A 21,382-nucleotide genomic window follows, 5' to 3' on the forward strand; every position below is an offset into this window, starting at 1 on the left:
TCATGCTGTCCACGCCCTGGTCGGAAAGTTTCGGGCTGCGGGTGCCGATCGTCAACGCCCCGATGGGCGGGGTGGCCGGCGGCCGGCTGGCCGCGGCGGTCACCGCCGCCGGCGGGCTGGGGATGGTCGGCATGGGCAGCGACGGCACCCGCGAGGCGCTGCGCGCCGAGCTGCGGCACGTGCGCGGAAAGTTCGGCATCGGGTTGGTGGACTGGGTGATGCGCGGCCAGCCCGGGCTGCTGGACGACGCGCTGGCCGCCCGGCCCGCCCTGTTGTCGGTGAGTTTCGGCACCGACTGGTCGTGGGTCGACCAGGCGCACGACGCCGGAATCGCCACCGCCACACAGGTTTACGACGGGCTTGGCGCGCGTCGGGCGGCCGACGCCGGCGTCGACGTCGTGGTCGCGCGCGGCGCCGAGGGCGGCGGGCATGGCGAGGTGCGGCTCGGCACGCTGCCGTTGCTCGACGAGGTCCTGGACGCGGTCTCGGTGCCGGTGCTCGCCGGCGGCGGCATCGCCTCGGCGCGCAGCCTGGCCGCGGTGCTGGCCGCCGGCGCGAGCGGGGCGTGGGTGGGCACTCGCCTGGCGGCGTGCCCGGAGGCGCTCACCGGTGACGGCAGCCGGCGGGCGCTGATCGCCGCGCGGGCCACCGACACGGCCGTCACCCGGGTCTTCGACGTCGCCAAGGGGCTGCCGTGGCCGGCGCGGTTCCCGTCGCGCGTGCTGGCCAACGACTTCGTCGCGCGCTGGACGGGCCACGAGGACGCGCTCGACCCGCCGGCCCGCGACGAACTGTCCGCCGCGATCGCCGGCGACGATCGCCGCGTCGCGCCCGTCGACGCCGGCGAGGGCGTCGGGATGATCCGCGACGACGCGTCGGTGGCCGACGTCATCGACCGGATGTGCACGGGCGCGGCGGAATTGCTCGGCCGCTGGGGGGCCTAGGTTACGGCTTTCATTGTGCGCGTATGGCTTTGGTTGTGAGCGTAGGGCGGGATCTGGGGCGATTTTCCGCCCGGGATTCACACCGAAAGCCAAGGATTCACAGTCAAATCCCCGCTAGCCGCCACTCGGGCGCAGCACCACGCAACAGCGATCCGGGCCCGGGCACAGGCGCGCGTCGGGGCCGTGTGGCGCCAGGGCGTCGGCCACGCCGGTGATCAGCGCGTGGTTCATGGTGCAGGCCAGCTCCGTCTGTTCCTGCGCCAACGCGTGGAACGGGCAATTGGCCAACTCGACCTCGCGGTCACCGGAATCACTGCAGCGGGGCTCGTAGCCGTAGCGGCTCAGCACCCCGACCGCGCGCTGGAGCGCGTCGGCGGCGTCGGCGGGTGGGCGCGGGCCGGCGCCGATCGTCTGGCCGTAGCCGCGCGCGACCCGGTTGAGCACCTCGGCCACGGGCTCGCCGGTCTCGGCCGAGGAGGCGATGGCCGTCGCCATCAGCCGTCCGGCCAGCTCGTACTCCCGCTGCGGGAGGCTGACCGCGATGTCGCGGCGCGCCCGGCGGTACAGCTTGGAGGTGCGCCCGGCGCCGGGGCCGGAGCGGCCGGTCAGCCGCGCGTAGTCGCTTTCCAGCAGGCCCTCGGCGGTGAGCCGGTCCAGGTGGAATTTGGCCTGATGGTGGGGGATGCCGACGGCGTCGGCGGCCTGGTCGCGGCCCACCGGCGCGGGTTGGGCGCAGACGAATTCGTAGAGCCGGCGGCGCACCGGGTCGGCGAGCGCGCCGATGCCGGCGGCGTCCCGCTGCAGCGCGTCCCTGTCGTCCACTCGACCCGTCGTTTCTAACAGACAAAATGCTTGACGCTACAGTCTACCCGATCTAACGTTTAAATTATTATCCGTTAGAAATGGAGGCAACCATGGCGACCGAACAACTCAGCGCGACCCCGGCCCTCACCGACCAGCTGCGGGACCCCGCCTACTCGGCGTACCTCGCGCTGCGCACCGTGTTCACGATCGCGCCGATCGTGATGGGGCTGGACAAGTTCTTCAACCTGCTGACCCACCCGCATCACTGGAGCATGTATCTGGCCGGCTGGATCAACGACCTGGTACCCGGAACGGCCGACCAGTGCATGTACCTGGTCGGGGCGATCGAGATCGTCGCCGGCATCGTGGTGGCGTTCGCGCCGCGGTTCGGCGCCTGGGTGGTAATGGCCTGGCTGGCCGGGATCATCCTCGACCTGGTCACCGGGCCCGGGTTCTACGACGTCGCGCTGCGCGACTTCGGCCTGTTGGTCGGCGCCTTCGCGCTGGCCCGCCTGGCGCAGGGCGTGCATAACGGCAGCATTCACACCGCGCGCAGGTAGCGCCGGGCGATGACCCGCTGGGCCGCCCTCACCAGCGGCCCACCGGCCTTGGCCCACCAGGCCGCCGGCCGGGAGAACGCCGACACCTCCGCGTAGACCGCGGAGGTGCTCGGGTCGTAGCGCACGACGAAGCGTTCCTCGCCGGACTCGGGGTGCCCCGGCAGGGTGCCGTAGCCGAACCCGCGGATGTCGGGTTCGTCGACGACGTACACCACCCGGCACGGCGCCGGCAGAAAGCCCATGCGCACCACCAGCACCGTGTCGACGGCGGCGATCTCGGAGCTGGCCTGCACCCGCAGGCCCGACCCGCGTTGCATGCCCCAGCGCATGACCGCGTCGGCGGCCCGCTCGAAACGCTCGCGGCCCGTGCCGATTTGGCGCTCGGCGTGCTGATGGTCGTATCCGGCGGGCAGTTCACCGTCGGATGTGGCGCCCACCTCGGTGTAGGTGAGCGGGAGTTCTTCGAGTGCTGCTAGGTCCACGTGTTCAGCGTACGGTCGTGAAAGTGACCACTCAGACTGTTGCCCAAGCATCCGGAACGTTCACCCTCGGCGGCGACCTGACCGTCAACCGACTCGGGTTCGGCGCCATGCGCATCACCGGAAAGGGCGTGTGGGGCCCGCCGGCCGACCGCGCCGAGTGCGTCCGGGTCCTGCGCCGCGCCGTCGAGCTCGGCGTGAACTTCATCGACACCGCGGACTCGTACGGCCCCTACGTGTCCGAGGAGATCATCCACGAGGCCCTGCACCCCTACGACGGGCTGGTGATCGCGACCAAGGCCGGCCTGCTGCGCACCGGCCCCGACATCTGGATCCCGCTGGGCAACCCGGCCTACCTGCGCCAGGAATGCGAGATGAGCCTGCGCCGCCTCGGCGTCGACACCATCGACCTGTTCCAGCTGCACCGCATCGACCGCAACTTCCCGCTGGCCGACCAGGTCGGCCAGCTGCTCACGCTGAAGAACGAGGGCAAGATCCGCCACATCGGCCTGTCCGAGATCGACGTCGACCAGCTTCGCGAGGCCCAGCAGGTCACCGAGATCGTGTCGGTGCAGAACATGTACAACCTGGCGTCGCGGAAGGCAGAGCCGCTGCTGGACGCCGCGACCGGCCAGGGCATCGGCTTCATTCCGTGGTTCCCGCTGGCGGCCGGGCCGCTGGCCGCCCCGGACGGCCCGCTGCAGCGCATCGCCGCCGAGCACGACGCGACGGCGTCGCAGCTGGCGCTGGCGTGGCTGCTGAAACGCTCGCCGGTGATGCTGCCGATCCCGGGCACCTCCAGCGTCGCGCACCTGGAGGAGAATGTCGCCGCCGCCGAGATCACGCTGAGCGACGACGAGTTCGAGACGCTGGCGGCCGCCGGGGCGCAGAAGACGGTCTAGGCGCCGGGGGTTTCCTGCCGGCGGGCGCGCGCGGCGGCCTGGGTGCGGTTGGCCACGCCGAGCTTGAGCAGGATCGAACTGACATGGGAGCCCGCAGTTTTGGGGCTGATGTGCAGCGCGGCGGCGATCTGGGCGTCGCTGCACCCGCCGGCCAGCAGCTCGAGCACCTCGCGTTCGCGTCGCGTCAGCCCGTCGGGGTCGGCCAGGGTCTCGGCGCGGCGCCCGCGGCGGACGGGACCGCGCAGCGTGGCCAGGCGCTCGCGGGCGCGGCGTGCCGCCGGGCGGGCGCCGAGGCGGCGAAACGTCGCCAGCGCCGATTCCACCGCGGCGACGTCGCCGCCGAGTTGGGCGGTCGCCGTTTCGTAGGGGCAGCCGCGACGTTGCCACGCCTCGACGTGGCCCGCCGGGTCCTCGGCGGCATCGGGTGCGCCCCCGGCCAGCCGCAACCACCACCGCAAGGGCTCGACCAACCACGAATCTGCTTGGCCCGGACGGGCTTTTAGCCCGGCGCGCGCCTCGGCGACCGCGGTGTCGTCGTCACCGGCGAGCCAGGCCGCCTCGGCGCGCGCCGCGAACACGTGCAGCCGCAGCATGTTTCCCGCGGTGTGCTCGAGGGCCTCGTCGAGCAGGCCGCCGGGGCGTTCGCCGCGCCGCGCACGAATCAGCGCGAGCACGATCAGCGGCAGGACCCGATGCTGTGGGCTGAGCGCCGTGCGCGTCACGATCTGCTCGGCGACCAGCGCGGCGCGCGCCCAGTCGCCGCGATACAGCCCCGTCAGCGCGTCAGCGCCGGCCACCAGCGCCGCGAACATGACCATGTCGTGGGCCTCGAAGAAGGCCGCCGCCCGGACGAGGTAGGCCTCGGCGCGGTCGAGCTCGCAGCGCAGCGCGGCAGCCCAGCAGGCCAGGACGCCCAGCACCGCGGCGTGTTCGGTCAGTTCGGGATCGTCCAGTGCCTCGTCCCACACCGCCTCCAGCTCCTCCCAGCCGGCGTCGGTGCGAAAGATTGTGGCCATCGCCTGGTAGCCGCGCGCCCGGATCGCGACGGCGGGATCGCCCAAGAGCTTGCCGAGTGTGCTTGCGCGCGTTGCGTATTGGTCGGCGGCGATCGGGTCGTAGCCGACCGTCGTGCACGAGTGCGCCATGTTGATCAGCGACCAGGCCAGCTGCGGGGAGGGCCCGAGATCCTCGAGCAGCCGCAGCGACGCGCGGCCCGCCTCGACGGCCTCGGCGGTGCGTCCCAGCGGTTCCAGCAGGTGCGACAGCCAGCGCAGGTCGTCACCCTCCTCGAGGCGGTGACCGAGTTGGTGGCGGATGTCGATCGCCGCCCGCCACGACGACACCGCCGCGGCCGCCCGCCCGCACAGGTAGCTCTCGAACGCGTGCCGCTCCAGCCAATGCGCCTCCCGCGGGGTGGGGGCGCCGCCGCCGTGCCGCAACATCAGGCCGTACAGGTCGGCGGCCTCGGCGTGCGCGCCCAGCGCCGCGGCGTGCTCGGCGGCGGCCGGGCCGTGCTCGATCACGGACTCGTCGTCACCGGCCTGGTGCGCGTGAAAGACCAACGGCGACAATATGTCCGGGCCCACCGGCGGCTCGGCCAGCGCCGCCAGCGCGCGCTTGTGCAACAGCCGGCGCTGGGGGTCGAGGATGCGATCCAGCGTGGCGCGCCGGGCCAGCTCGTGACGAAACCGCACCACCTCGCCCTCGGCGACCAGCACCCCCACGTCGAGGCATTCGCCCAGCGCGGAGCCCGCGCCCGGGCACACCGCCTGCACCAGCGCCGCGTCGGCCCGTGGCCCGCACACCGCGACCGCCTGCGCGGTCTCGCGCGCGGTCGCCGACAGCCGGCCCAGCCGGCCCCACACCGCCTCGGAAACGCTGTGCGGCAACGCATCACGACCCAGCGAGCCGGCGCCGGCGGCTAACACCTCGGTGACGTAGAACGGGTTGCCGCCGGTCAGTTCGTGCAAGTCGCCGGCGTTGACGCCGCTGCCTGCGGCCAGCACCGCCACCGCGTCGCGGCTCAGCGGCTCCAGCGCGATGCGGCTGACCGCCGCGCAGGTCGCCACGTCGCCCAGCGTGACCGACAGCGGGTGCTGGTGGTCGAGCTCGTCGTCGCGGTAGGACACCACCAGCAGCAGCGGCAGCGCGTCGATGCGCCGGGCGAGGAAGCGGATCAGGTCCAGGGTGGCCCCGTCGGCCCAGTGGACGTCCTCGATCAGCCACACCCAGCCCGGCCCGTCGCGCAGCACGGTCAGCAGCCGCCGATACAGCGCGCCGGTGTCACCGGATTCGATCGCCGCGCCCACCGCGCCGGCGGCCGCCGGGCTCAGCCCCGCCAGCGCGTCCAGCAGCGGGCCCAACGGGCGCGGCGCGGCCAGCGGGTCACACCAACCCGTCAGTACCCGCACCCCGCCGTCGAGGGCCGCGGCGAACCGGGTGAGGACCGCGGTCTTGCCGACGCCGGCCTCCCCGCGCAACAACACGACGCGCCCCGAGCCGCGCCGCACCGCGCGCGCCAGGCCGCCCAGCTCGGCCAGCGCCGCGTGGCGCTCCAGCAAACTCTCCAACAGCCGCCGCTCCCGCTCGAGTGCTCCGGTGCAGTCACGAACCGATGTCGCGAAAATAGGGAAAATTCCCGATCAATCGAAGCCGCCCCCCGACGCACACTTACACCTGCGAGCGCTCCGGGCGGCGACACGACTGCACAACCGCAACACTGGGACATGATGCGGACCCCACTGTAGCCGTGGCGCTGCCCGGACGCTCCCAATACGACCGCTTTTGGCAAAGGGGCGACATGTCGTTTGTGGTTGCGGCCCCCGAATTTTTGGCCTCGGCGACGGCGGACTTACAGGGCATCGGGTCGGCGCTGAACGCCGCGCACGCGGCGGCGGCCGGCTCGACGGCCGAGGTGCTGGCGGCGGCGTCCGACGAAGTCTCGGCGGCGATCGCGGCGGTGTTCAGCGGGTACGGCCAGAGCTATCAAACGCTCGGCGCCCAGGCCGCCGCGTTCCATCAGCAGTTCGTGCAGACGCTGGGCGCCGGCGCGGCGTCGTATGCCCTGACCGAGGCCGCCAACGCCTCGCCGCTGCAGACGCTCGAGGCCGACGTCCTCGGCGTGATCAATGCGCCCACCGAAGCGCTGCTGGGCCGGCCCCTGATCGGCAACGGCGCCGACGGCGCGGCGGGAACCGGTCAGGCGGGCGGGGCGGGCGGCATCTTGTGGGGCAACGGCGGCAACGGCGGGTCGGGCGTGGCCGGCAGCGGGACGGGCGTGGCCGGCGGTGCCGGCGGCGCGGGCGGAGCCGCGGGCCTGTTCGGCAACGGCGGTGTCGGCGGCACGGGCGGCACCGGCGGGGCGGGCGCGATCGGCGGCGCGGGCGGCAGCGGCGGCGCCGGGGGCGTGCTGGGCGGATTCGGCGGTGCGGGCGGGCTGGGCGGTGCCGGCGGCTCCGGCGTCGGTCTGGGCCTCGGCGGTGGCAACGGCGGCGCCGGGGGAACCGGCGGCGCCAACGCGGCGCTGTTCGGCTGGGCCGCCGGGCAAGGCGGGGCCGGCGGTGTCGGGGGTGCCGGGGACGTCGGCGCGTCGGGCAGCGGCATCGCCGGCGGCGCGGGCCATCAAGGGCTAGCCGGCGGGGTCGGCGGCGCCGGCGGGGCCGGCGGGTCCAGCTCGGCGATCCTCGGTTCCGGCGGGGCGGGCGGGATCGGCGGCCATGGCGGCCAGGGCGGCAACGGCGGAGCGGGCACCACCTCGATCATCAGCGGCCCCGGTCACGCCGGGGGCACCGGCGGCACGGGCGGCAACGCGGGCGCCGGCGGATCCGGCGGGTCGGGCGGGCTGTTCGGGTTCCGGGGTGCGGACGCCGCGGCCGGTGTCGGCGGCACCGGCGGGACCGGCGGGGCGGGCAGCACCGGGAGCGCGGCGCTGGCCATCGGCGGCACCGGCTTCAGCGGCGGCGCCGGCGGCGCCGGCGGCCAGGGCGGCAACGCCGGTGCCGGCGGCACCAACGGCGCCGGCGGCGACGGGGGCCACGGCGGCGCGGGCGGCGCCGGCTACAACTACACCACCGGCAACGGCAGCGGTCTCAACGGCGGACAAGGCGGCCAGGGTGGGACCGGCGGGGACGCCGGCGCGGCCGGCACCGGCAGCGGGTTCGCCGGCACTGCGGGTCACGGCGGCACCGGCGGCGGGGGCGGCGCGGGCGGCGGGGCCGACTCCGGCGCGACCGGCTCCGGTGCCCAGTTCAGCGTCGGCGGCCAGGGCGGCACCGGCGGCCGGGGTGGCAACGGCGGGAACGGCGGCGGCACACCGCACGGCGGCACCAACGGCGACGGCGGCGCCGGCGGCGCCGGCGGCGGCGGGGGGTACGGCGGTAACAACCACAGCTCGACCAACGGCATGGCCGGCGGCGGCGGTGGCGGGGGCGCCGGCGGATTCGGCGGCAGCGCGGGCACCGGCACCGGCACGGGCGGCACGGCCGGTCACGGCGGCGTCGGCGGCTACGGCGGCCGGGGCGGAACGGCCGACACCGGCACGGCCACCGGTTACGGCGGCGCGGGTGGCCAGGGCGGCAGCGGTGAGGCCGGCGCAGGCGGCATCGGCGGACACGGCGGCGCCGGCGGCGGTGGTGGCGGCGGCGGTACCGCGGGCGGCTCCGCGGCCCTCGCCGGCGGCGGCGGCGGTGGTGGTGGGGGCGGCGGCCTCGACGCCACCGGCGGTATCGGGGGCAATGGCGGCGACGCCCTCACGCCTTCCGTCTCGAATTTCGGCGGCGGCGGCGGGACCGGCAGCACCACCGGGACAGGCGGTGGCGGTGGCGGCGGCGCCAACGCCGGCACACCCGGGGCGGACGGCAGCGGAATCGCCGGCTCGACCGGCGCCTCCGGCGGGGCGGGCGGCCCCGGCGCCCACAGCAACACCGCCCTGAACAGCGGCGGCAACGGGGGCATCGCCGACGCCGGCGGCGCCGCCGGGTTGGGGGACAGCGACTTCAACTGCAACGGCAGCCCCGGCCAGGACTCGTAAGGCCCGGCGCCTCGGGCCCGGGCACGGCCCCGGGGGCCCGAAAAATCGGGAAAATTCCGGATGAATCGCGCCCTCCCGCCGGCGCACACTACCCGGTAGGCGCTCCGGGTGGCCGATGCGGCGACCGCAGCCGCAACACTGGGACGTTCGCGGCTTCCCGGTAACCGTGACGGCCGCCCGGACGCGCCCGGCAGTTCCGCCTGGTCGGAGGAGGCGACATGTCGTTCGTGGTTGCGGCGCCGGAGTTTTTGGCCTCGGCAGCGGGGGATTTGCACGGCATCGGAGCGCAGCTGAACGCCGCCCGGGCGGCGGCCGCCGGCTCGACCACCGACGTGCTGGCGGCCGCCGCGGACGAGGTGTCGGCGGCGGTCGCGGAGGTGTTCAGCCGGCACGGCCAGGCCTATCAGGGGCTGAGCGCCCGGGCGGCGGAGTTCCACCAGCAGTTCGTGCAGGCACTGGGCGGCGGCGCGGGGTCGTATGCCCTGTCCGAGGCGGCCAACGCGTCGCCGTTGCAGACGCTGGAGGACGACGTCCTCGGGGTGATCAACGCACCCACCGAGGCGCTACTGGGTCGCCCGCTGATCGGCGACGGCGCGCCCGGGGCGCCGGGCCAGGCCGGCGGGCCGGGCGGGTTGCTGTTCGGCAACGGCGGCCCGGGCGGTAACGGCGTGTCCGGGCAGGCCGGCGGCAAGGGCGGCCCGGCCGGCCTGATCGGCACCGGCGGGGCCGGCGGGGTGGGCGGATTCGGGGCGGCCGGCGGTGCCGGCGGCACCGGCGGCCTGCTGTTCGGCAACGGCGGCCCCGGCGGGCAGGGCGGGGCCGCCATCGCCGGTGTCAACGGCGGGCTGCCCGGCCACGGCGGCACGGGCGGCGACGCCCTGCTGTTCGGCAACGGCGGGCCGGGCGGGCAGGGCGGCACCGGGCTGACCGGGGCGAGCGGGATCAACCCGACCGTCAACGGCCAGGCGAACGCCGGAACGTATGGCATTTTCCAGTCCACAACCAGCGGCAACATCACCGGCACCAGCGGCGGCGACGGCGGCTACGGCGGACTCGGCATGGCTGGCGGCACCGGCGGGGCCGGCGGTTTCGGCGGCACCAACAACGGGACGGCCATCGGCGGCAACGGCGGCAGCGGCGGTGCCGGCGGCAACGGGGGTGTGGGCGGCCAAGGCGGTCAGGCGGCGACATTGTCCGGCGAGGGCATCGGAGGCAACGGCGGCAACGGCGGGGCCGCCCTGGCCGCCGGCGGGACCGGCGGTGCGGGCGGCGCCGGCGGTATCGCCAACGGGAACACCAACAGCGCGTTCGGCGGCCTGGGCGGTCTGGGTGGCCCGGGCGCGGCGGGAGCGACGGGCGAAGCCGGGGGTACCGGCGGGGCGGGCGGCACCGGCGGTCACGGCGGCCGTTTCTTCGGCAACGGCGGTGCCGGCGGCAGCGGCGGGACCGGCGGCACCGGCGGCACCGGGGCCGGCGGCGGCCTGGGCGGCGCCGGCGGCGCGGGTGGTGAGGCCACCGCCACGGGCGGGGACGCCGAGGGCGGCATCGGCGGCACGAACATTCCGAACCTGACGGGCTCCGCCGAGGCCGGCGGGGCGGGGGGCGGCGGCGGTGGCGGCGGCGACGGCGGCCCCGGGGGCGCGGGCGGTGCGGCCGGGCTGTTCGGCGACGGCGGCGCCGGCGGTATGGGCGGCGCCGGCGGCCTGGGCGGAGCCGGGGGCGTCGGGGGCACCGGCGGCGCGGGCGGCATCGGGGGTGCCGCCACGTCGTCAACCGGCCACACCGCGTTCGGCGGCCAGGGCGGCAACGGCGGCAACGGCGGCACCGGCGGCACCGGCGGTAACGGCGGCGGCGCCGGCGCCGGGGGCGCGGGCGGCCCGGGCGGGACGCTGGCCGGAAGCCTGGGTGTCAATGGCGCGGGCGGCGTGGGCGGCGCGGGCGGTGACGGCGGCGCCGGCGGCGGCTACGGCACCGGCGCGGCGGGCGGCACGGCGTCGGGCGGCTCCACCAACACCCCCGGCAACCACGGCTCCAACGGCAACCCCGGCGGTACCGGCGCGTCCGGGCAGCACGGCTGACTCGTCGGGGCGCTGAATCCACCTGGGCCGCAACGGCGCCGGGCGCGAGGTCAGCAGCGTGCTCGATACCGCAAAATAGGGAAATCTCCCCATGATCCGCGCCCACCGGCCGGCCCACACTGGGCAGCAGGCGCTCCGGGCGGCCGATCGCGACACTGGGACGTTTGCGGTTTCACGGTGGCCGCGCCGCGGCCCGGACGCGCCCGAAACTCTTGCCTGGCCGAAGGGGGCGACATGTCGTATGTAGTTGCGGCGCCGGAGTTTTTGGCGTCGGCGGCGACGGATCTGCACAGCATCGGGTCCGCGCTGAGTGAGGCCCAGGCGGCGGCGGCCGGCTCGACGACCGGGGTGCTGGCGGCGGCGTCCGACGAGGTCTCGGCGGCGATCGCCGCGCTGTTCAGCGGGCACGGTCAGGCCTTTCAGGCGCTCAGCGCGCAGGCGGCCTCGTTTCATCAGCAGTTCGTGCAAACCCTGACCGGCGGCGCCGGGTCCTACGCTCTGGCCGAGGCGGCCAACGCGTCGCCGTTGCAGACCCTCGAGGCCGACGTCCTCGGGGTGATCAACACGCCCACCGAAGTGCTGTTGGGCCGCCCGCTGATCGGCGACGGCACCAACGGCGCGCCCGGGACCGGGCAGGCCGGCGGGGCCGGCGGCATCCTGTGGGGCAACGGCGGCAACGGCGGGTCCGGCGGGCCCGGACAGGCGGGCGGGCGAGGCGGCGACGCCGGGCTGTGGGGCAACGGCGGCCAGGGCGGGGCCGGCGGGGTTGGCATCACCGGCACCACCGGCAACGCCAGCACCCTCACCAAGGGCGGCATCGGCGGGTTGGGCGGCAACGGCGGGGCGGGTGGTAAAGGCGGGCTACTCCACGGCGACGGCGGCGCCGGCGGCATCGGCGGCGCGGGCGGGATCGGCGGGATCGGCGGGGCCGGTGTGAGCGGCACCGGCAACGGCGGCAACGGCACCGACGGCGGCGCGGGCGGGACCGGCGGCCAGGGCGGCGCCGGTGGCCAGGGCTCGGCGTTGTTCGGCCACGCGGGCGCGAACGGCGACGGGGGGCAGGGCGGCAACGGCGGCCAGGGCGGACAGGGCGGCAACGGCGCCGCCGACTCCGGCGCCGGTGGCGGTAACGGCGGCAACGGCGGCAAAGGCGGGGCTGCCGGCTCGGGCGGCGCCGCGGGCGGCCCCGGCGCGACTGCGGGCGCCACGGGCAACGGCGGCACCGGCGGCGCCGGCGGAAGCGGCGGCGGCGCGGGCGCCGTGGCCTTCGGCAGCCCGGGCCACGGCGGCAACGGCGGCAACGGCGGCGCCAGCGCCGGCGGCATCGGCGGTGCGGGCGGCGTCGGCGGGAACGGCGGCAACAGCACCTTCACCGGCACCGGCAGCGCCGTGTTCAGCGGCGGGCTCGGCGGCAACGGCGGCAGCGGGGGCACGGGCGTCACCGGCGGGAACGGCGGCGCCGGCGGCGCCGGCGGCAACGTCACGCTGACCAGCACCACGGTCGTCGCCGCCAGCGCCGGGGGCGGTGGTGGCGGCGGTGCCGGCGGTCTCAGCACCGGCGGCGGCAGCGCCGGCCTGGGCGGCAACGGCGGCAACGGGGGCACCGCCAGCGCCACCGTCGGCGGCCAGCACGCCACTGGTGGCGGCGCGGCCGGCGGGGGCGGCGCCCAAGCGAGCTCCGGGGGCCCCGGCGGCGGTGGTGGCGGCGGCGGGGCCGCCGCGATCGGCAACGCGATCGCCACCGGCCAACAAGGCTCCGACGGTGTCGCCGCCGGCAGTTTCTCCTCCGCCGGTGACGGCGGGCACGGCGGCTTCGTCAACCAATCCGCCGGGTACGCCGGCGCCGGCGGCGGCGGTGGCGGCGGTGCGGCCATCCCCGGCAGCACCGGTGGCGGCGGCGGCCAAGGCGGCAGCGCGGGCCTCAACCTGAGCACCACCGCCGGCGGCCCGGGCGGGGCCGGCGGCACCGGCCAGCCTATCGGCGGCGCCGGCAACGACGGCGTCACCGGTAGCGCGTCCAGCGCGGCGGCCAGCGCCACTCCCGGCGCCGGCGGGCAGGCCAGCATCGGAGGCGGCGGGGGCGGCGGCGCTGCCGTTGCCGCGGCCAACGGCAGCGCCGTCGGCGGCCTTGGCGGTGGTGGCGGCGGGCCGTAGGACCCACCGATACGGTGTCCTGGTGGGCGGCGACCATCACCAGCACCCCGGCGGGGGATTCAATCCGCCCGAACCCACGACCAAGGGCGGCCCCGACTACGGCCGGTTCGTCGACGGGGTGCGCAGGCTGCAGGACCACGCCCGCGCCGTCGACGCGCCCGACGAGGTGATCACCGAGGCCGCCGACCTGCTGGAGAAGGTGTCCGCGCTGCTGGCGCCGTTCGACGCCGACGAGTGGGAGTCGCCGTCCGGGCGCCGGATGGACCTGCCCATGCGCGGCAACATCCTTTCCATCCCGATGCAGGCGAGCAAGGGTGACGACGGCCGGATCCACGGCAGGGCGCGGTTCGCGCGGTTTCACCTGGGGCGCAACGGCGCCGTGCACGGCGGGGCGCTGGGCATGCTGTTCGACAGCGTCCTGGGACTGACAACGGTGATCCTGACCGGTAGCCGTCGCCAGCGCACCGCCTACCTCAAGATCGACTACCGCCACATCGTGCCGATCGAGAAGGAACTGCAGTTCGACGCCGGCGTCGACCGCGTCGACGGGCGCAAGATCTTCGTGTCGGGCCGGCTGAGCGACGGCGACACGCTGCTGACCGAGGCCGACGCGCTGTTCGTGCGGCTCAAGCCCGGCCAGCCCTGAGGCACAAGCATTTTCGTCATGCGTCGCCGCAGCGGGGAGGACGTGAACGATGAACAGTGACTCGGCGGTGCTCGCCGGTCTGGGCGAGGCCCGCGATTGGCAGGAGGACTTCTACCGCAACCTGCACCGGCATCCCGAGCTGTCGCACCGGGAACACAAGACCGCCGCCGCGGTGGCTGATCGGTTGCGCGGCTTCGGTTTTGACGTGCACGAGGGCGTCGGGGGCACCGGCGTGGTCGGCATCTTGCGCAACGGTGACGGCCCGGCAGTGCTGCTGCGCGCCGACATGGACGCGCTGCCGGTGGCCGAAGACACCGGCCTGCCGTACGCCAGCACCGAAACCGCCATCGACGCCGACGGCACCGAGGTGCCGGTGATGCACGCCTGCGGGCACGACGTCCACGTCACCTGCCTGCTCGGCGCCGCGGCGCTGCTCGCCGGCGCGCAAGGGCACTGGAGCGGCACCGTGATCGCGCTGTTCCAGCCCGCCGAGGAAACCGGTGACGGCGCCAGGGGGATGGTGGACGACGCGCTGGCCACGCTCGTCGGCCACGTCGACGTCGCCCTGGCCCAGCACGTCCTTCCGTTTCCGGCCGGCACGGTATGCACGCGACCTGGCCCCGTCCTGACGACCGCCGACAGCATGCGGATCACCGTGTACGGCCGCGGCGGGCACGGCTCGATGCCCCAGGCCACCGTCGATCCCGTCGTGCTGGCCGCGATGATCGTGGTCCGGCTGCAAACCGTGGTCTCCCGCGAAGTCGCACCGACCGATCCCGCGGTGTTGACCATCGGCAGTATCCAGTCGGGTTCCAAGAGCAACGTCATCGGCGACCGCGCCGTGTTGCGGCTGAACCTGCGCACCTACAGCGAGGGGACGCGGAACAGAATGCTCGACGCGATCCGGCGCATCGTCACCGCCGAATGCCAGGCCTCGAACTGCCCGAAAGATCCGGAATTCGAGCTCTACGACCACTATTCGGCCACCGACAACGACGCGACGGTCACCGAGCGGGTGCGCGGCGCGTTCGACGATTATTTCGGCGACCGGGCACGCGACCTTCCATTGCAGACCGCGAGCGAGGACTTCAGCGACATTCCCAACGCGCTCGGTGTGCCCTATAGCTACTGGGGGATCGGCGGGACCGACCCGGACGCATATCGGAGGGCCGACGCGGCGGGGCGGGTCGCCGAGGACATCCCCGTCAACCATTCCCCGACGTTCGCCCCCGTCATCCAGCCCACGCTCGATACCGGCACCCAGGCGCTGACGGTCGCGGCGCTCGCGTGGCTGGCCCCGACGGGAGCCTGACTCCGCCGGGGCGGCTCGACCGCCTGCTCGGCTGCGGACTGCACCGATAGCATGGTCGTCGACGCACCCGACCCTTGGAGACCCCACCCGATGAGCGCCCCAGCAAACCCCGTTCCAGGACCCCCGATCCGGGTGCCCGCCGGGACGACCGCGGCCGCCGCGGTGGGCGAGGCCGGGTTGCCCAGGCGCGGGGCGCCCGACGCGATCGTGGTGGTGCGTGACGCCGACGGCAAGCTGCGCGACCTGAGCTGGGTGCCCGTCGCCGACGCCGAGGTGATCCCGGTGGCCGCCAACACCGACGAGGGCCGCAGCGTCATCCGCCATTCCACCGCGCACGTGCTGGCCCAGGCCGTCCAAGACCTGTTCCCGCAGGCCAAATTGGGGATCGGGCCGCCCATCACCGACGGCTTCTACTACGACTTCGACGTCGCCGAGCCGTTCACGCCGGAGGACCTGGCCGCGCTGGAAAAGCGGATGCGCCAGATCGTCAAGGAAGGCCAGCTGTTCGACCGGCGGGTCTACGAGTCCAAGGACCAGGCGCGCGCCGAGCTGGCCGGCGAGCCGTACAAGCTGGAGCTGGTCGACGACAAGTCGGGCGACCCCGACGTCATGGAGGTCGGCGGCGACGAGCTCACCGCGTACGACAACCTCAATCCGCGTTCCCGCGAACGGGTCTGGGGTGACCTGTGCCGCGGACCGCACATCCCCACCACCAAGCACATCCCGGCGTTCAAGCTGACCCGGAGCTCGGCCGCCTATTGGCGGGGCGACCAGAAAAACGCCAGCCTGCAACGCATCTACGGCACAGCGTGGGAGTCGCAGGAGGCGCTCGACGCCCACCTGGAGCTGATCGAAGAGGCCCAGCGCCGCGACCACCGCAGGCTCGGCGTGGAGCTGGACCTGTTCAGCTTCCCCGACGAAATCGGTTCGGGCCTGGCGGTTTTCCACCCCAAGGGCGGGATCGTGCGCGCCGAGCTGGAGGACTATTCGCGGCGCAAGCACCTCGAGGCGGGCTACGAGTTCGTCAACACCCCGCACATCACCAAGGAGCAGCTCTACATCACGTCGGGCCATCTGGAGTGGTACGCCGACGGCATGTTCCCGCCGATGCACATCGACGCGGAGTTCAACGAGGACGGCACGGTGCGCAAGCCCGGGCAGGACTACTACCTCAAGCCGATGAACTGCCCGATGCACCACCTGATCTACCGGTCGCGCGGGCGCTCATACCGCGAACTTCCCTTGCGGCTCTTCGAGTTCGGCAGCGTCTACCGCTACGAGAAGTCCGGCGTGGTGCACGGCCTGACCCGGGTGCGGGGCATGACCCAGGACGACGCGCACATCTACTGCACCCGCGAGCAGATGCGCGACGAGCTGGCCTCGCTGCTGCGCTTCGTGCTCGACCTGCTCGCGGACTACGGGCTGGACGACTTCTACCTGGAGCTGTCCACCAAGGACCCGGAGAAGTCCGTCGGCCCCGACGAGATGTGGGACGAGGCCACCGAGGTGCTGCGCGAGGTCGGCGAGGCCTCCGGGCTGCACCTGGTTCCGGACCCTGGCGGCGCGGCGTTCTACGGTCCCAAGATCTCGGTGCAGGTCAAGGACGCGCTCGGCCGCAACTGGCAGATGTCGACCATCCAGCTGGACTTCAACATGCCGGAGCGCTTCGACCTCGAGTACACCGCCAGCGACGGCTCGCGGCAGCGGCCGGTGTTGATCCATCGCGCGCTGTTCGGGTCGATCGAGCGGTTCTTCGGCGTGCTCACCGAGCACTACGCCGGCGCTTTCCCGGCGTGGCTGGCGCCGGTGCAGGTGGTCGGCATCCCGGTCGCCGACGAGCACGTTGCCTACCTGGAAAGCGTTGCCGCGCAACTGAAGTCGCACGGCGTGCGGGTCGAGGTGGACGGCAGCGACGATCGGATGGCCAAGAAGATCGTGCATCACACCGCCCAGAAGGTGCCCTTCATGCTGCTGGCCGGCGACCGCGACGTGGCCGCCGGGGCGGTCAGCTTCCGCTTCGGCGACCGCACGCAGATCAACGGCGTGCCCCGCGACGGCGCCGTCGACACCATCGTCAAGTGGATCGCCGACCGCGAGAATGCCGCTCCCACAGCAGAACTGGTGAAGGTCGGCAGCGATGACTGACGAGGATCGCGCCGACGACACCATCCTGGACACCGGCGTCGGCGAGCAGGACCACCTGCAGCGGCTGTGGACGCCCTACCGGATGAACTACCTGGCCGAGGCGCCGCTGAAGCGCGATAACGGCAAGATCGACCAGCCGTTCAGCGAGATCCCGCAGCTGTCCGACGAGGACGGCCTGGTGGTGGCCCGCGGCGAGCTGGTCTACGCCGTGCTCAACCTCTACCCCTACAACCCCGGGCATCTGATGGTGGTGCCCTACCGCCGGGTCTCCGAGCTGGAAGACCTGACCGACTCCGAAAGCGCGGAGTTGATGGCGTTCACCCAGAAGGCGATTCGCGTCATCAAGAACGTGTCGCGGCCGCACGGCTTCAACGTCGGGCTGAACCTGGGGACCTCGGCCGGGGGCTCGCTGGCCGAGCACCTGCACGTGCACGTGGTGCCGCGCTGGGGCGGCGACGCGAACTTCATCACCATCATCGGCGGGTCCAAGGTGATCCCGCAGTTGCTGCGCGAAACCCGCCAGCTGCTGGCGACGGAGTGGACGAAACAAGGATGAGCCGCATGCCGTTCCTGTCGCGGGCGGCGTTCGCGCGGCTCACCACCCCGACCGCGCGGGCCTGCCTGCGGGTGGGGCTGACCCCGGACGCCGTCACCGTGTTGGGCACCATCGTGGCGGTGGCGGGGGCGCTGACGCTGTTCCCGATGGGAAAGCTGTTCGCCGGCACGCTGGTGGTCTGGTTCTTCGTGCTCTTCGACATGCTCGACGGCGCGATGGCCCGCGAGCGCGGCGGCGGCACCCGCTTCGGCGCCGTGCTGGACGCCACCTGCGACCGGGTCAGCGACGGCGCGGTGTTCTGCGGGCTGGCGTGGTGGATCGCCTTCGGCCTGCACGACAAACCGCTGGTGGCCGCGACGCTGATCTGCCTGGTCACCTCGCAGGTGATCTCCTACATCAAGGCGCGCGCGGAGGCCAGCGGCCTGCGCGGCGACGGGGGCCTCATCGAACGGCCGGAACGGCTGATCATCGTGCTGGTGGGTGCCGGCGTCTCGGACTTTCCGGTGATCGCGTGGCCACCCGCGCTGCCGGTGGCGATGTGGCTGCTGGCCGCGGCCAGCGTCGTCACCTGCGCGCAGCGGTTGCATGCGGTGCGCGCGTCGCCCGGTGCCGGCGACCCGATGGCCCCGTCGACGGGAACGGGACAGCAGTGATCCCGGGCCTCAACGCGCTGGGGGCGCACGCCACCGACTGGACGTATGCGGCCGGCTGGATGGCCGTGCGCACGATGCCGGAGTTCGCCGCCCGCACCGCCTTTGGCGCCGGCGCGCGCTACGCCGCGCGCCGCGGCGGACCCGAGCAGCTGCGCAAGAACCTCGCCCGCGTCATCGGGGTGGCGCCGCGCGACGTGCCGGGCGCGCTGATGCGCGCGTCGCTTTCCTCCTACGCCCGCTACTGGCGGGAGGCCTTCCGCCTGCCCACCATGGACCTGCCCGCACTGGCCCACCGCCTGGACGACTCGGTGCTGGGGCAGGACCACCTGGACGCGGCGCTGGCCGCGGGCCGCGGCGCGGTGATCGCCCTGCCGCACAGCGGCAACTGGGACATGGCCGGGGTGTGGCTGGCGCAGACCCGCGGCCGGTTCACCACCGTCGCCGAGCGGCTCCAACCCGAGTCGCTGTACCGGCGTTTCATCGACTATCGCGAAAGCCTCGGCTTCGAGGTGCTGCCGCTGTCGGGTGGCGAGCGGCCGCCCTTCGAGGTGTTGTGCGAGCGGCTGCGCGACAACCGGGTGGTGTGCCTGATGGCCGAGCGCGACCTCAGCCGCACCGGCGTCGAGGTCGAGTTCTTCGGCGAGGCGACCCGGATGCCGGCCGGGCCGGCCAAGCTGGCGATCGCGACCGGGGCCGCCCTGCTGCCGACGCACTGCTGGTTCGAGGACCATGACGGCCCAGGCTGGAGGCAATGGATCCAGCCGGCGCTGGACTGCACCGCCGGTGACGTCCACGCCGTGACGCAGTCCCTGGCCGACCAGTTCGCCAAGAACATCGCCGCCCACCCCGAGGATTGGCACATGATGCAGCCGCAGTGGCTGGCCGACCTGCCCGCCGAGCGGCGCGCGCGGCTGAGGGAAGCCTGATGCGCATCGGGATGGTGTGTCCCTACTCGTTCGACGTGCCGGGCGGGGTGCAGTCGCACGTGCTGCAGCTGGCCGGGGTGATGCACGGCCGCGGCCACCAGGTGAGCGTGCTCGCGCCGTCGTCGCCGCACACCGCGCTGCCCGACTACGTCGTCTCCGCCGGCAAGGCCGTCCCGATTCCCTACAACGGGTCGGTGGCCCGGCTGCGCTTCGGCCCGGCCACCCACCGCAAGGTCAAAAAGTGGCTCGCCGAAGGGGATTTCGACGTGCTGCACCTGCACGAGCCCAACGCGCCCAGCCTGTCGATGCTGGCCCTCAACATCGCCGAGGGCCCGATCGTGGCGACCTTTCACACCTCGACCACCAAGTCGCTGACGCTCACCGTCTTCCAGGGCATCCTGCGGCCGATGCACGAGAAGATCGTCGGCCGCATCGCGGTGTCCGACCTGGCCCGGCGCTGGCAGATGGAGGCGCTGGGGACCGACGCGGTGGAGATCCCCAACGGCGTCGACGTCGATTCGTTCGCCTCCGCGCCGCGGCTGGACGGCTACCCGCGGCCGGGCGGGACGGTGCTGTTTTTGGGCCGCTACGACGAGCCCCGCAAGGGCATGGCGGTGCTGCTCGAGGCGCTGCCGCGGGTGGTCGAGTGCCACCCGGATCTGCAGCTGATGATCGTGGGCCGCGGCGACGAGGACGAATTGCGAAGCCAGGCGGGGGAATTGGTGAAGCACATCCGCTTCCTCGGCCAGGTCGACGACGCCGGGAAGGCGTCGGCGATGCGCAGCGCCGACGTGTACTGCGCGCCCAACACCGGCGGGGAGAGCTTCGGGATCGTGCTGGTCGAGGCGATGGCCGCCGGCGCCCCGGTGGTGGCCAGCGACCTGGACGCGTTCCGGCGCGTGTTGTGCGACGGCGAATGCGGGCGGCTGGTGCCGGTCGACGACGCGGCCGCGCTGGCCGACGCGCTGATCGGGGCGTTGGACGACGACACGCTGCGGCGGCGCTACGCCGCGGCCGCCGCGGCCGCGGTGCACCGCTACGACTGGTCGGTGGTGGCCAACCAGATCACCCGGGTGTACGAGACCGTCGCCGCGTCGGGCGCCAAGGTGCAGGTGGCCAGCTGATGCTCTGGCTGGTCATCGCGGTAGCGGTGGTGCTGGTCGCGGTGTTCGTGCTGGCCGCGGGCTGGGCCTACCGCACCGCCCACCGGCTGGACCGGCTGCACGTGCGCTACGACCTGTCGTGGCAGGCGCTGGACGGCGCGCTGGCGCGGCGCGCGGTGGTGGCGCGGGCGGTGGCGATCGACGCCTACGGCGGCACGCCCGAGGGCGGCCGGCTGGCGGCGCTGGCCGACGCCGCCGAACGCGCGCCCCGGCCCGCGCGCGAGTCGTGCGAGAACGAGCTCTCGGGCGCGCTGGCCACGGTCGACCCGGCGTCGCTGCCGGCGGGCCTGATCGCCGAGCTCGCCGACGCCGAGGCGCGGGTGGTGCTGGCCCGCAGGTTCCACAACGACGCCGTCCGCGACACCCTCGCGCTGGCCGAACGGCGCCTGGTGCGCGCGTTCCGGCTGGGTGGAACCGCCGCGCTGCCAACCTATTTCGAGATTGTCGAGCGGCCGCAGGCGTTGGCGAACGAGCGCGTGCCCAACCACCGCACCTCGGCGCGGGTGGTGTTGCTCGACGAGACCGGCGCGGTGCTGCTGCTGTGCGGGTCGGACCCGGCCATCACCGACGGCTCGGCGCCGCGCTGGTGGTTCACCGTCGGCGGCGAGGTGGGCAGCGGCGAGCGGCTGGCCGAGGCCGCCGCGCGGGAGCTGGGCGAAGAGACCGGCCTGCGCGTCGCCCCGGCCGACATGATCGGGCCCGTGTGGCGGCGCGACGAGGTGTTCGAGTTCAACGGCTCGCTGATCGAGAGCGAGGAGTTCTACCTGGTCCACCGCACCCGCCGGTTCGAGCCGTCCCTCGGCGGGCGCACCGAACTGGAGCGCAGCTACATTCACGGCGCCCGCTGGTGTGACGCGAATGACATCGACGCGCTGACCGCGTCGGGCGAGCAGGTATACCCGCGGCAGCTGGGCGAACTGTTGCCGGCGGCCAACCGGCTGGCCGACGACGCCCGCAACCCCGGCGCGCTCGAGTCGATCCGCTGATCGCGGGGAAACTCGCTTGTCGCGCACGATTAGAGTGGAAGCGCA

General features: G+C 74.1%; 17 protein-coding genes. 14 read left to right on the forward strand and 3 right to left on the reverse strand.

Going from position 1 to position 21,382, the window contains the following annotated elements:
- The first annotated feature begins 2 nt into the window (after positions 1-2).
- Positions 3-944: an NAD(P)H-dependent flavin oxidoreductase gene (locus AC5Y4Z_RS00670; RefSeq protein ID WP_499960291.1), complete on the forward strand. Its 942-nt coding sequence runs from the start codon at positions 3-5 to the stop codon at positions 942-944.
- A 114-nt stretch (positions 945-1,058) separates the two neighbouring features.
- Here AC5Y4Z_RS00670 and AC5Y4Z_RS00675 read toward each other — a convergent pair whose 3' ends face one another.
- Complete coding sequence (locus AC5Y4Z_RS00675; protein WP_499960292.1) at positions 1,059-1,766, reverse strand: helix-turn-helix transcriptional regulator; 708 nt, start codon at positions 1,764-1,766, stop codon at positions 1,059-1,061.
- A 92-nt stretch (positions 1,767-1,858) separates the two neighbouring features.
- On the opposite strand from AC5Y4Z_RS00675, the gene AC5Y4Z_RS00680 reads away from it, so the two are divergent.
- Entirely contained in the window at positions 1,859-2,308 is a 450-nt protein-coding gene (locus AC5Y4Z_RS00680) for an Rv2617c family stress response/phage resistance protein (RefSeq protein WP_499960293.1), read from the forward strand.
- On the opposite strand, the gene AC5Y4Z_RS00685 is transcribed toward AC5Y4Z_RS00680, so the two are convergent.
- Positions 2,290-2,790 (reverse strand): DUF1990 domain-containing protein, encoded by a 501-nt coding sequence (locus AC5Y4Z_RS00685; protein WP_499960294.1) that lies wholly within the window; start codon positions 2,788-2,790, stop codon positions 2,290-2,292. The genes AC5Y4Z_RS00680 and AC5Y4Z_RS00685 overlap by 19 nt on opposite strands.
- 23 nt (positions 2,791-2,813) lie before the next feature.
- Here AC5Y4Z_RS00685 and AC5Y4Z_RS00690 point away from each other — a divergent pair, with 23 nt between their 5' ends.
- Positions 2,814-3,689: an aldo/keto reductase gene (locus AC5Y4Z_RS00690; RefSeq protein ID WP_499960295.1), complete on the forward strand. Its 876-nt coding sequence runs from the start codon at positions 2,814-2,816 to the stop codon at positions 3,687-3,689.
- Here the strand turns inward: AC5Y4Z_RS00690 and AC5Y4Z_RS00695 are convergent.
- On the reverse strand, positions 3,686-6,259 hold the full coding sequence (locus AC5Y4Z_RS00695; protein ID WP_499960296.1) for an ATP-binding protein: 2,574 nt from the start codon (positions 6,257-6,259) through the stop codon (positions 3,686-3,688). The genes AC5Y4Z_RS00690 and AC5Y4Z_RS00695 overlap by 4 nt on opposite strands.
- A gap of 230 nt (positions 6,260-6,489) precedes the next feature.
- On the opposite strand from AC5Y4Z_RS00695, the gene AC5Y4Z_RS00700 reads away from it, so the two are divergent.
- The 11 genes from AC5Y4Z_RS00700 (at position 6,490) to AC5Y4Z_RS00750 (ending at position 21,337) form a co-directional block, all read left to right on the forward strand.
- A complete protein-coding gene (locus AC5Y4Z_RS00700) occupies positions 6,490-8,718 on the forward strand; it encodes a PE family protein (protein WP_499960297.1) in 2,229 nt (742 codons plus the stop codon).
- Positions 8,719-8,936: 218 nt separating this feature from the next.
- On the forward strand, positions 8,937-10,796 hold the full coding sequence (locus tag AC5Y4Z_RS00705) for a PE family protein (protein WP_499960298.1): 1,860 nt from the start codon (positions 8,937-8,939) through the stop codon (positions 10,794-10,796).
- A 234-nt stretch (positions 10,797-11,030) separates the two neighbouring features.
- Positions 11,031-12,950, forward strand: a complete 1,920-nt coding sequence (locus AC5Y4Z_RS00710; protein WP_499960299.1) for a PE family protein — start codon at positions 11,031-11,033, stop codon at positions 12,948-12,950.
- Between the two features lie 22 nt (positions 12,951-12,972).
- The gene (locus AC5Y4Z_RS00715) at positions 12,973-13,596 is read left to right on the forward strand and encodes a PaaI family thioesterase (RefSeq protein WP_499960300.1); all 624 of its coding nucleotides are present in this window, start codon (positions 12,973-12,975) and stop codon (positions 13,594-13,596) included.
- A gap of 49 nt (positions 13,597-13,645) precedes the next feature.
- Positions 13,646-14,908: an amidohydrolase gene (locus AC5Y4Z_RS00720; protein WP_499960301.1), complete on the forward strand. Its 1,263-nt coding sequence runs from the start codon at positions 13,646-13,648 to the stop codon at positions 14,906-14,908.
- Positions 14,909-14,998: 90 nt separating this feature from the next.
- On the forward strand, positions 14,999-17,053 hold the full coding sequence (gene thrS / locus AC5Y4Z_RS00725) for a threonine--tRNA ligase (protein ID WP_499960302.1): 2,055 nt from the start codon (positions 14,999-15,001) through the stop codon (positions 17,051-17,053).
- Entirely contained in the window at positions 17,046-17,609 is a 564-nt protein-coding gene (locus AC5Y4Z_RS00730) for an ATP adenylyltransferase (protein WP_499960303.1), read from the forward strand. Before thrS ends, AC5Y4Z_RS00730 begins: the two co-directional genes overlap by 8 nt.
- The gene (gene pgsA, locus AC5Y4Z_RS00735; RefSeq protein WP_499960304.1) at positions 17,606-18,262 is read left to right on the forward strand and encodes a phosphatidylinositol phosphate synthase; all 657 of its coding nucleotides are present in this window, start codon (positions 17,606-17,608) and stop codon (positions 18,260-18,262) included. Before AC5Y4Z_RS00730 ends, pgsA begins: the two co-directional genes overlap by 4 nt.
- Positions 18,259-19,188, forward strand: a complete 930-nt coding sequence (locus tag AC5Y4Z_RS00740; protein ID WP_499960305.1) for a phosphatidylinositol mannoside acyltransferase — start codon at positions 18,259-18,261, stop codon at positions 19,186-19,188. Before pgsA ends, AC5Y4Z_RS00740 begins: the two co-directional genes overlap by 4 nt.
- Entirely contained in the window at positions 19,188-20,312 is a 1,125-nt protein-coding gene (locus AC5Y4Z_RS00745) for a glycosyltransferase family 4 protein (RefSeq protein WP_499960306.1), read from the forward strand. The genes AC5Y4Z_RS00740 and AC5Y4Z_RS00745 overlap by 1 nt, the downstream gene beginning before the upstream one ends.
- Positions 20,312-21,337 carry an NUDIX hydrolase gene (locus tag AC5Y4Z_RS00750; RefSeq protein ID WP_499960308.1) on the forward strand — a complete coding sequence of 342 codons (1,026 nt, stop codon included), beginning with the start codon at positions 20,312-20,314 and terminating at the stop codon, positions 21,335-21,337. The genes AC5Y4Z_RS00745 and AC5Y4Z_RS00750 overlap by 1 nt, the downstream gene beginning before the upstream one ends.
- Positions 21,338-21,382 lie beyond the last annotated feature (45 nt).

It is taken from the genome of Mycobacterium sp. NGS63 (assembly GCF_059812295.1).